The organism is Arthrobacter sp. Soil_C_49 (assembly GCF_057656635.1).
The window spans coordinates 609,183-619,058 of sequence record NZ_JBDGJZ010000002.1 but is presented as its reverse complement, the minus strand read 5'-3'; the positions used below and the strand labels follow the sequence as shown (position 1 = coordinate 619,058).

9 protein-coding genes are annotated in these 9,876 nt (G+C 65.2%); 4 read left to right on the top strand and 5 right to left on the bottom strand.

The window, feature by feature from the left end; genetic code table 11:
* The coding region (locus tag AC3A4Z_RS06220) for a transposase (RefSeq protein ID WP_498710788.1) at positions 1-530 on the bottom strand (530 nt) is incomplete at its 3' end.
* A 105-nt stretch (positions 531-635) separates the two neighbouring features.
* Positions 636-1,358, bottom strand: coding sequence for a hypothetical protein (locus AC3A4Z_RS06215; RefSeq protein ID WP_498710771.1), 723 nt, complete (start codon positions 1,356-1,358; stop codon positions 636-638).
* A 195-nt stretch (positions 1,359-1,553) separates the two neighbouring features.
* On the opposite strand from AC3A4Z_RS06215, the gene AC3A4Z_RS06210 reads away from it, so the two are divergent.
* Positions 1,554-2,597: a M4 family metallopeptidase gene (locus AC3A4Z_RS06210; protein ID WP_498710770.1), complete on the top strand. Its 1,044-nt coding sequence runs from the start codon at positions 1,554-1,556 to the stop codon at positions 2,595-2,597.
* Positions 2,598-2,661: 64 nt separating this feature from the next.
* Positions 2,662-2,964, top strand: a complete 303-nt coding sequence (locus AC3A4Z_RS06205; RefSeq protein WP_498710767.1) for a protealysin inhibitor emfourin — start codon at positions 2,662-2,664, stop codon at positions 2,962-2,964.
* Here AC3A4Z_RS06205 and AC3A4Z_RS06200 read toward each other — a convergent pair.
* Complete coding sequence (locus tag AC3A4Z_RS06200; RefSeq protein ID WP_498710765.1) at positions 2,961-3,929, bottom strand: GlxA family transcriptional regulator; 969 nt, start codon at positions 3,927-3,929, stop codon at positions 2,961-2,963. The two genes, AC3A4Z_RS06205 and AC3A4Z_RS06200, sit on opposite strands and share 4 nt — an antisense overlap.
* A gap of 81 nt (positions 3,930-4,010) precedes the next feature.
* Between AC3A4Z_RS06200 and AC3A4Z_RS06195 the strand changes: the two genes are divergently transcribed.
* Entirely contained in the window at positions 4,011-4,178 is a 168-nt protein-coding gene (locus tag AC3A4Z_RS06195) for a hypothetical protein (RefSeq protein ID WP_493970076.1), read from the top strand.
* Positions 4,179-4,278: 100 nt separating this feature from the next.
* Complete coding sequence (hrpA, locus tag AC3A4Z_RS06190) at positions 4,279-8,244, top strand: ATP-dependent RNA helicase HrpA (RefSeq protein ID WP_498710762.1); 3,966 nt, start codon at positions 4,279-4,281, stop codon at positions 8,242-8,244.
* Positions 8,245-8,253: 9 nt separating this feature from the next.
* On the opposite strand, the gene AC3A4Z_RS06185 is transcribed toward hrpA, so the two are convergent.
* The gene (locus tag AC3A4Z_RS06185; protein WP_493970074.1) at positions 8,254-8,679 is read right to left on the bottom strand and encodes an HIT domain-containing protein; all 426 of its coding nucleotides are present in this window, start codon (positions 8,677-8,679) and stop codon (positions 8,254-8,256) included.
* Complete coding sequence (locus AC3A4Z_RS06180; RefSeq protein WP_498710761.1) at positions 8,676-9,869, bottom strand: NAD(P)-dependent alcohol dehydrogenase; 1,194 nt, start codon at positions 9,867-9,869, stop codon at positions 8,676-8,678. The genes AC3A4Z_RS06185 and AC3A4Z_RS06180 overlap by 4 nt, the downstream gene beginning before the upstream one ends.
* Positions 9,870-9,876 lie beyond the last annotated feature (7 nt).

The window sequence follows — 9,876 nt, the reverse complement described above, 5'->3', positions numbered from 1 at the left end:
TTGATGACGATGGCATCCAGGTAGAGGATCGGGTACATCGGATCCAGCGGGCGTTTCTGCCATTCCAGCACTTCATCGAGGACTTCATCGGTGATCTTCGAGATGGTCTCTTGAGACAGCTCAGTTCCAAGGGTGGACTCCAGATGATGGGCGATGTCCCGCACTGTCATTCCGCCGGCGTAAAGGCTGACGATCATGTCATCGAGCCCTGTCGTCCGCCGTGCCCCTTTTGGGACCAACTGCGGACTGAATGAGCCCTCGCGGTCCCGGGGAACTGCCAATTCCACGTCTCCGGCCGAGGTCCCCAAGGTCTTGGCATAAGAGCCGTTTCGTGAATTTGGCAGGAACCGTCCGATGGGATCGCCCTTGTCATATCCCAGATGCCCAGTCAGCTCGGCCTGAAGCCCGCGTTCGAGCGAGGCCTTGATCAGTTGCTGGATGAAGCCGTCCTTGCCATCAAGTTCAAGCTTGCCGGCATCTATTTGCTCCATCAGCTCATCAAAGGCACCGGAGGCCTTCAACGCATCCATGCTTCCGGCCGCCACGGCTCTGCGTGCCAGCTCATCCGGAAGCACTTCACGGCGCTCAGTCATAGCCACAATGATTCTCCAATCACCCCGCTGGCTACATCCCTCTTACACAAACAATCTGACACCCCCCTTGAACCGGTACGCCGGCATCTCCCCGATCGGACACCCGCGTGCCGCGCCCGGGGCGTCCAAGTCCAGGAAATGGGCCTCCAACGCCGCCGCCCCGACCGCATCAAGGCAGGAGGTCTGCTCCACCATGGTCCGGGCATGGGCCCAGGACATCGTCCCGGCCTGCAACGCCGCCAACGCCCGCGGCAACGACGTGGTCAACGCATGCGATTCGGCCAGCAACGCCCCCGCCGCCCGGTCACCGATCGCCAACGCACACCCGACCTCGGCCACCAGGCTCCGGTCCTGCGCCGTGGCCTCCTGCGGAGACGACGCCGGACCATTCAACGCCCTCGTGGCCCCGGCCAGCACCGCCACCGCCAACGCCTTCACCGCCGCGATCTTCGCCTCCGACCGCCCCACCGCCGCGAGAACATCCACCGCCGCATCAGCCAACCGCTGCAACGGATCGTCATCGAGACCGCCAGGGGCAGCGCCTCCCGAAGCGTCCGGGCCGGACACAGCAGCATCCTGGCCTCTCAGCGCAGCCATAAAGGCAGCGACCGAGGCCTCAATAGCTCCCTCGGCCTGCACCACCGCCGAATCCGTTTCCATACCTCCATCATCCTGAAGGGGTATGACAAAACCGGACGCTTCCGAACGCGCAGCGAGCGCACCAATGACGTCCTCCGCCTGCACCACCACCCGGTCCGTTCCCATACCGCCATCATCTTGCGGGGGTCTGACAAAACCGGACGCCTCTGTGCGCCCGATGAAACCGGCCAGCAAACACTTGCAGGCAGCAGGCTCCGACGCAGTGTGCAGATACATTGACGGCGCAGCCGTGCGCGCTCCCCCGCTTTGTCGGTGCCCCCTCGTAGGCTGTTTCCACCAGCAGAAGCAAAGGGGTCTCACATGTACTGCTCCATCATTCCGCCCTACCTGTTGCGTCGCCTTGCCAGGCAGGACGCGCCGGAGTTTTCCGCAGCAGCCAGAGCTGCCAGGGAAGCACTGGGCCACGTCCGCTCGGTCCAGGCAGCACGTACCCAGGCTGCTCCCGAGGCTCCTGCAGGAGTGCGGCAGGCAAAACCGGGACCATCAAACCGTACTGTTTTCGACGCCGAGGGTTCTGAAATCCTGCCCGGCAAACTCGTCCGCAAGGAGGGCGAGCCTGCCACCGGAGATCCCGCCGCTGACGAGGCCTATGACGGGCTGGGCCACACGCACCGGCTCTACGCAGACGTCTTCGGGCGGAACTCGATCGACGGCCAGGGGCTGCCGTTGAACGCCACGGTCCACTTCGGCAAGCTGTATGACAACGCCTTCTGGGACGGCACGCAGATGGTCTTCGGCGACGGCGACGGCGAAGTTTTCGAGCGTTTCACCAGGTCCCTCAGCGTCATCGGCCACGAGCTGGCCCACGGGGTCACCCAGTACTCGGCAGGCCTGGTGTACCGAAACCAGGCCGGGGCGCTCAACGAGTCCATGTCGGACGTGTTCGGTGCCCTCGTCGAGCAGTATGTCCGTAACCAGTCCACCGCCGAGGCAAGCTGGCTCATCGGCGAGGGGCTGTTCACGTCCCAGGTTCAGGGTCAGGCGCTGCGCTCCATGAAGGCCCCAGGCACGGCTTACGACGACGACGTGCTGGGCAAGGATCCACAGCCCGACTCCATGGACTCCTACGTCAGGACAAGCGCTGACAATGGCGGTGTCCACATTAATTCCGGCATCCCCAACCGGGCCTTTTACCTGGTGGCGGAACAACTGGGCGGCAACGCGTGGGACACCCCGGGGCGGATCTGGTACGAGACGCTCACCGAGGGTTCCCTGCCCACAGGCGCCACTTTTACCGTCTTCGCCCGCGCCACGGCGGCCGCCGCCACCGAGCTTTTCGGTTCCGGATCAAAAGAGCATGACGCCGTGCGGAACGCGTGGGAAACTGTGAAGGTCAAGCTTTAACGGGTTGCCTGGCTGTGCCGTACTTCGGGCCAGCAGGCCCGAGGTACCACCCAGGAACCAGGCTATGAAGATCAGTGTGGAGCGCACCGGCGGAATCGCGGCGATGACCCGGGTTTGGACTGTCAACGCTGAGTCCGAGTCAGCAAGGAACCAATGGCAGCCCATTGTGGAAGCCTGCCCCTGGGACGCCGTCCCGCGGACGCCGAGGGCAGCCGCAGCGGAATTCTCAGGAGCCCAGCCGGACCGGTTCATCTACTCCATCCGCGCCGGCCAGCGCCGCGCCGCCCTTCCCGAGCAGGCGGTCACCGGCCCCTGGCGCGTCCTCGTGGACAGCACCAGGGCGGCCGCTGAAGAGACGAAGCGCTAAACCGCTTCCGCCAATTGGCCGCGGAAAGCCCGGCGGTAGGACTGCGGGCTGGTGTCCAGGACCTTCGCGAAATGGTGCCGCAGCAGCACCGGATGGCCGAAGCCGGACTCCCGCGCAATCTCCTCGATATTCAGGTCGCTGGATTCGAGCAGTTCCTGTGCCCGAAGCACCCGCTGGGAGTTGAGCCAGGCCGCCGGCGTGGCGCCGGTTTCGGACCTGAACTTCCGGGCAAACGTCCGGGCAGACATATGCACCCGCGCTGCCAGCTCATTCACCGTGTGCTCACGGTCCAGGTGCTCCACCATCCAGCGGAGGAGCTCCTCCATCGGGGCAGAGCCGCAGGTGGGCATAGGCCTCTCGATGAACTGGGCCTGGCCGCCGTCCCGGTGGGGCGGAACCACCATGTCACGGGCAATCGCGGCGGCCACCTGCGCCCCCAGTTCCACACGGACCAGGTGCAGGCAGGCATCGATGCCCGCGGCCGTACCGGCTGAGGAAATGACATTGCCGTCCTGCACGTAGAGGACGTTTTCGTCCACCTGCACCAAGGGGTATTCGGCCGCGAGCTGGCCGGAATAATGCCAGTGGGTGGTGCAGCGCCGGCCGTCCAGGAGCCCGGCGCGGGCAAGAGCAAAAGCTCCGGAGCAGATGGACATGACCCAGGCTCCCCTGGCATCGGCAGCACGCAGGGCATCAAGGACTGACTCGGGCAGATCATCGTCCCTGCCGTACGGTGCCATGATGACCAGGTCGGCGTCGGCGGTGGCCTCGAGGCCAAGCTCCACGTTCATGGACAGGCCGTTCTTGAGCCGCACGCTGCCGGGGTTGGGCGTACACACGCGGAAGTCAAAGGCGGGGACGCCGCTCCCCCGGCCGGACCTGTCGATCCCGAAGACCTCACAGGCAGTGCCAAATTCAAACATCGAGAAGTTGGGAACCACGATGACTGCTACCGATTTCAGCATGATTCCATTGTGGCAGGAATTTTAGCTTTTTGGGCATTTCTGCCACTTTTTCTTGGTGGCTGACCGGAGAAGCATGGAGGCATGGAAATCCTCATAACCCTCCTCATCGTCCTCCTGCTCGTTATCCTCGCCGCCACCGTTTCAGCGCTGCTGCGCGATGGCCGGGGCCATACGCCTCCCGTGGAATCCCACGAATCCTGGTCCGCCCTGGACCTGCCCAGCTCCAACTACACGCTCCGCATTTTCTAGAACCGCCCTCCAACCACCGCACCAAAAGGCCCTCGCGGGCAGAACGCTGCACGCGGTCGAAACGGGAAGCCCGGGCTCCCGCAGTAGACTTGCAGCAGCCATGACACTTCACATTTCCTATCCTGCCGAGCTGCCGGTCTCCGAGCGCCGCGAAGACCTGATGGCAGCCATCGCAGCGAACCAGGTCACCATCATCGCCGGCGAGACCGGCTCCGGTAAGACCACCCAGATTCCCAAAATGTGCCTCGAACTTGGCCTGGGCGAAAACGGCCTGATCGGCCACACCCAGCCGCGCCGGCTGGCGGCACGTACCGTGGCCGAACGCATTGCCGAGGAGCTCGGCGTGGACATCGGCCAGGAAGTCGGCTTCCAGGTCCGCTTCACCGGTGAAGTCAGCCGCGCCACCAAGGTGAAGCTGATGACCGACGGCATCCTGCTGGCGGAAATCCAGCGCGACAAGCTGCTGCGCAAGTACAACGCCATCATCATCGATGAGGCCCACGAGCGCAGCCTCAACATCGACTTCATCCTCGGGTACCTCAAGCGCATCCTGCCGCAGCGGCCAGACCTGAAGGTGATCATCACCTCCGCCACCATCGATCCGCAGCGGTTCGCCAACCACTTCGGCACGCCCGAAAAACCCGCTCCCATCATCGAAGTGTCCGGCCGGACGTTCCCGGTGGAAATCCGCTACCGCCCTTTGTCGCAGCCGCCGGCCGGTACGGACGAAGAGGACGCCTCTGACGACGAACTCGAGGAAGACCGCGACCCGCTCGACGCCGTCTGTGACGCCGTCGACGAACTCGCCCTGGAGGCGCCCGGCGACATCCTGGTGTTCTTCTCGGGCGAGCGTGAGATCCGCGATGCCGCAGAGGCCCTTAACGCACGCATCCAGTCCAACCGAAGGCTCGCCGGGACAGAAGTGCTCCCCCTGTTCGCACGCCTCAGTTTGCAGGAACAGCACAAGGTGTTCCATCCCGGTAACAAGCGCCGCATCGTCCTCGCCACCAACGTGGCCGAAACATCGCTGACCGTGCCCGGCATCAAATACGTCATCGACACCGGCACGGCCCGCATTTCCCGGTACTCCCACCGCACCAAGGTGCAGCGGCTTCCCATCGAGCGTGTGTCCCAGGCGTCCGCGAACCAGCGGTCAGGGCGTTGCGGCCGCGTCTCGGACGGCATCGCCATCCGGCTGTACTCCGAGGAAGACTTCGAGTCCCGGCCGCTCTTTACCGATCCGGAAATCCTGCGCACCAACCTTGCCGCCGTCATCCTCCAGATGACCGCCATGGGTGTGGCGCGCGGCCCCAAGGACGTGGAGGATTTCCCGTTCGTGGAGCCGCCGGAAACACGGGCAATCAACGACGGCGTCACGCTCCTGCGCGAACTCGGCGCCCTGGCATCGGCCACCCCGCAGAACGGAAAAGGCGGCCCCAAGAGCGGCGGCGGCCTCACCGCCGTCGGGCAAAAACTCGCCCAGCTGCCGGTGGATCCCCGGCTGGGCCGCATGATCGTGGAAGCGGGCAAACGCGGCTGCGTCCGCGAAGTGATGATCCTGGCGGCAGCCCTCACCATCCAGGACCCCCGCGAGCGCCCCACGGACAAGCAGCAGCTCGCAGCCGAAAAACACAACAGGTTCAAAGACGAGAACTCAGACTTCACCGGGTTCCTGAACCTCTGGAACTACCTGCAGGAAAAGCAGCAGGAACTGTCCTCCTCCGCGTTCAGGAGGCTGTGCCGGGCAGAGTTCATCAACTACCTGCGGGTGCGTGAGTGGCAGGACCTGTTTGCCCAGCTCCGCCAGTTGGCCCGGCCCCTGGGCATCAGCCTGGACAACAAGCGCCTCGCGGACCCCGTGGGCAACCACGACGGCGTCCACATCAGCCTTCTGTCCGGCCTGCTGAGCCACATCGGCATCCTGGACGAACGCAAGCGCGAATATGCCGGAGCGCGCGGAACACGTTTCGCCATCTTCCCCGGGTCGGCGCTGTTCAAGAAATCACCCACGTTTGTGATGGCTGCCGAGCTGGTGGAAACCAGTCGGCTCTGGGCCAGGGTGGCGGCAAAATTTGATCCGGTCTGGGCGGAGCAGGTGGCCCCGGATTTGGTGAAGCGCAGCTACAGCGAACCGCACTGGTCAACCCGCCAGGGCGCCGTGATGGCCTACGAGAAGGTCACCCTGTACGGCGTGCCTATCATCGCCCAGCGCAGGATCAACTACGGCAGGGTGGACCCGGTGGTCGCCAGGGAGCTTTTCATCAGGCATGCCCTGGTAGAGGGTGACTGGAAAACGCACCACAAGTTCTTCCACCGCAACCGCGCCCTCCTGCAGGAAGTCGAGGAGCTGGAAGCCAGGATGCGCCGCCGCGACCTGCTGGTGGACGACGAGACACTCTTTGAGTTCTACGACGCCCGGATCGGCCCGGACGTGGTGTCCGAGCGGCACTTTGACAAGTGGTGGAAGGAGGCCCGGCAGGAAAACCCGGACCTCCTCGATTACGACAAGTCCCTGCTCCTGAGCGATGACGCGGACAACCTGGACGTTTCCGCGTACCCGAAGACCTGGCTCCACAAGGGCTTTGAGCTCCCGCTGACCTACGAGTTCCATCCTGTTGCTCCAGGGTCACCGCCGGATCCGTCCGACGGCGTGACGGCCGAAGTGCCGGTCCTGTTCCTTAACCAGCTGGATGACAAGGCGTTCCGGTGGCTGATCCCCGGGCAGCGCGTGGAGCTCGTGACGGCCCTGATCAAGTCCCTTCCGAAGCAGGTCCGCAAGAACTTCGTGCCGGCCCCGGATGTGGCGCGGCAGGCAGTGGCTGTCCTGGAGTCCGATTTTGATCCGGCCTCCGATGACCTTGAGCCATCCCTTGAGCTGGCGCTCCGCCGGATCCGCGGACACGTCATTCCGCCCGGTTCGTGGAACTGGGATGCTGTGCCGCCGCACCTGCGGGTCACCTTCAAGGTTTTGGACAGCAAGGGCCGGGTCCTCGGTGAGGGCAAGGACCTCGCTGCCCTGCAGGAGGAGCTGGCGCCTGCCACCCGCCGCGCCATTGCCGAGTCCCTGGGTGCCACTCCTGCCTCGACCGCTCCGCGCGGCAAGGCGGAGCGTACCGCAGGGAAGGCCGGCGACGGCGGCGCTTCACGCTCGCAGGCACCCGCCCAGGTGCCGGCAGGCTCAGCCCCTGCCGGATTCCGGGAGCAGGAGGGCCTGACCGAGTGGAGCTTCGGAACCATCCAGCGCCAGGTCAGCAACATCGTCAAGGGCCATACCGTCACCGGCTACCCGGCGCTGGTGGACCAGGGCAAGTCCGTGGCGCTCCGGGTATTCCAGACCGCTGACGAGCAGCAGGATGCCATGCGGGGCGGCGTGATCAGGCTGCTGGCCTTGCGCGTTCCGGCCCCGGACCGCTACGTGCTGGAGCACCTGAGCAACACCGAGAAGCTGACGTTCAGCCAGAACCCGCATGGGTCGGTGTCCGCCCTGATCGCAGACTGCGCCCTCGCCGCCATCGACAAGCTCACGCCGGCGGAACTCCCCTGGGACCGGAAGTCCTTCGACGCGCTGTACGAAGTGGTCCGGGCCGAGCTGATCGATACCGTGTTCAGCGTGACCGCCGTGGTGGAACGCATCCTCGCCAGCACCAGGCGGATCGAAAAGCAGCTCAAGGGCACCACCAGCCTGGCGCTCATCAGCGCGCTCAATGACATCAAGAGCCAGCTGGAGCAACTGGTCTACCCCGGCTTCGTGGCACGGACCGGCTACGCCCAGCTCAGCCAGCTCCCGAGATACCTCGCCGCCATTGAAAAGCGGCTGGAGCGGCTGCCGGGCAACGTCCAGCGTGACGCCCTGAACATGGCGGTGGTGCAGCGGCTGGAAGATGACTACGACGACGCCGTGTCCGCCCTGCTTCCGGGCCGGCGGGCCGGGGGCGAACTCGCCCAGGTCCGGTGGATGATCGAAGAGCTCCGGGTAAGCCTGTTCGCCGTCGAACTTGGCACCGCGTATTCGGTGTCCGAGAAGCGGATCCGTGCGGTGCTCAATAAGGCGTTGGCCCCGGCCTAGGAGAACCCCCTAGTCCGGGACGAACTCGCCGTACCCGGCGTCGCGGAGTCCCTGCCGGAGTTTTTCGGCATTGGCGTCCAGGACTTTGGGATCGGGATTTTGGTCCGCGGTGGCGAAGTTGAACTCCGCCATGCTCCTGGAGGGCCATACGTGGACGTGGAGATGGTTGATCTCGTAGCCTGCCACAATCAGGCCCGCTCGTGCAGCGCCGAAGACATCCACCTGGACGGCGCCGATCCGGCGGGCAACTTCCATGACTTTCGCCAGGGTTTCCGGGGAAGCGTCCGTCCAGCGGTCCACTTCCTCGGTGGGGACCACCAGGGTGTGGCCGTCCGCCAAGGGACCCGTGGTGAGGAACGCGGAGACATCGTCTTCGCGCCACACGAAGCGGCCCGGAATTTCGCCGTTGAGGATCCTGGTGAATAGCGTGCTCATGCGTCTGCCTCCTTGGCGGGTGCCTGCAGTGTGCCGGTGTCCAGCACAAACCGGTATTTCACATCGCCTGCAACCATCCGGTCATAGGCCTCGTTCAACTGTTCCGCGCGGACCACTTCGATGTCCGCCACCACGCCGTGTTCGGCGCAGAAGTCCAGCATTTCCTGCGTCTCCGCGATTCCGCCGATCAGCGAGCCGGCGTAGGCGATGCGGCGCCGGACCAGTGCCCGCGGGTTGACGGGCGGCATCGCCTCGGAGGGCAGGCCCAACTGGAAGAGCGCGCCGTCCACCCGCAGGGTGCGGAACAGCGGGTTCAGGTCGTGGGGTGCTGCCACGGTGTCGATGATCAGGTCGATGGTGCGGTTTGCCGCGTCCATCGCCGCTTCGTCCCGGGACAGGACAACCTCGTCCGCGCCAAGTTCCAGGGCGGCCGGCACCTTGGACTCCGAGGTGGTGAACACCACCACTTTCGCGCCCATGGCCTTGGCAAGCTTGACCGCCATGTGGCCGAGTCCGCCGAGCCCAACGACTCCCACAACATCGCCCTCTTCGACGTCGAAGTGCCGCAGCGGCGAGAACGTCGTGATCCCGGCACAGAGCAGCGGGGCGACGGCGGCAGGGTCCAGGGAGTCCGGAACCTGGAGGACGTAGCGGCGGTCCACGACGATGGACGACGAGTAGCCGCCCTGCGTGATCGACCCGCCGTTCCGGCGGTCAACGGCACCATAGGTTCCGGTCATCCCGTTTTCGCAGTACTGTTCCAGCCCGTCCAGGCAGCTCTCACATTCGCGGCAGGAATCCACCATGCAGCCCACGCCAACCCGGTCCCCGGGGGCGAAGTCCGTGACGGCCGAACCGACGCGGCTCACCGTTCCCACGATCTCGTGGCCGGGCACCAGCGGGTAGGCCTGGCCGCCCCACTCGCCCCGCACAGCGTGGACATCCGAGTGGCACAGTCCGCAAAACTCGATGGCAATTTCGACGTCGTCTTCCCGGGGTGCGCGGCGCGCAAGGGTCAGCGGGACCAGGCCGCTGTCCGCCGAGGTTGCGCCGTACGCAGCAGCCAGGACGCCGACGTCGGAATCCTTGGAACCAGCGGCAACGGAACCAGGGGCGGTGGCCTCAGGGGCTGCCGAATCGGGGGCGAGAGGTTTGGCAAGCGGCGGCGGCACGGGGCGTCCAGGAGTCATAGTGCGA

What these genes read in the sequence shown, in the direction of transcription:
- AC3A4Z_RS06215 (WP_498710771.1), bottom strand. Translation starts at nt 1,358, where the DNA reads ATGGGAACGGACCGGGTGGTGGTGCAGGCGGAGGACGTCATTGGTGCG.
- AC3A4Z_RS06210 (WP_498710770.1), top strand. Translation starts at nt 1,554, where the DNA reads ATGTACTGCTCCATCATTCCGCCCTACCTGTTGCGTCGCCTTGCCAGG.
- AC3A4Z_RS06205 (WP_498710767.1), top strand. Translation starts at nt 2,662, where the DNA reads ATGAAGATCAGTGTGGAGCGCACCGGCGGAATCGCGGCGATGACCCGG.
- AC3A4Z_RS06200 (WP_498710765.1), bottom strand. Translation starts at nt 3,929, where the DNA reads ATGCTGAAATCGGTAGCAGTCATCGTGGTTCCCAACTTCTCGATGTTT.
- AC3A4Z_RS06195 (WP_493970076.1), top strand. Translation starts at nt 4,011, where the DNA reads ATGGAAATCCTCATAACCCTCCTCATCGTCCTCCTGCTCGTTATCCTC.
- hrpA (WP_498710762.1), top strand. Translation starts at nt 4,279, where the DNA reads ATGACACTTCACATTTCCTATCCTGCCGAGCTGCCGGTCTCCGAGCGC.
- AC3A4Z_RS06185 (WP_493970074.1), bottom strand. Translation starts at nt 8,679, where the DNA reads ATGAGCACGCTATTCACCAGGATCCTCAACGGCGAAATTCCGGGCCGC.
- AC3A4Z_RS06180 (WP_498710761.1), bottom strand. Translation starts at nt 9,869, where the DNA reads ATGACTCCTGGACGCCCCGTGCCGCCGCCGCTTGCCAAACCTCTCGCC.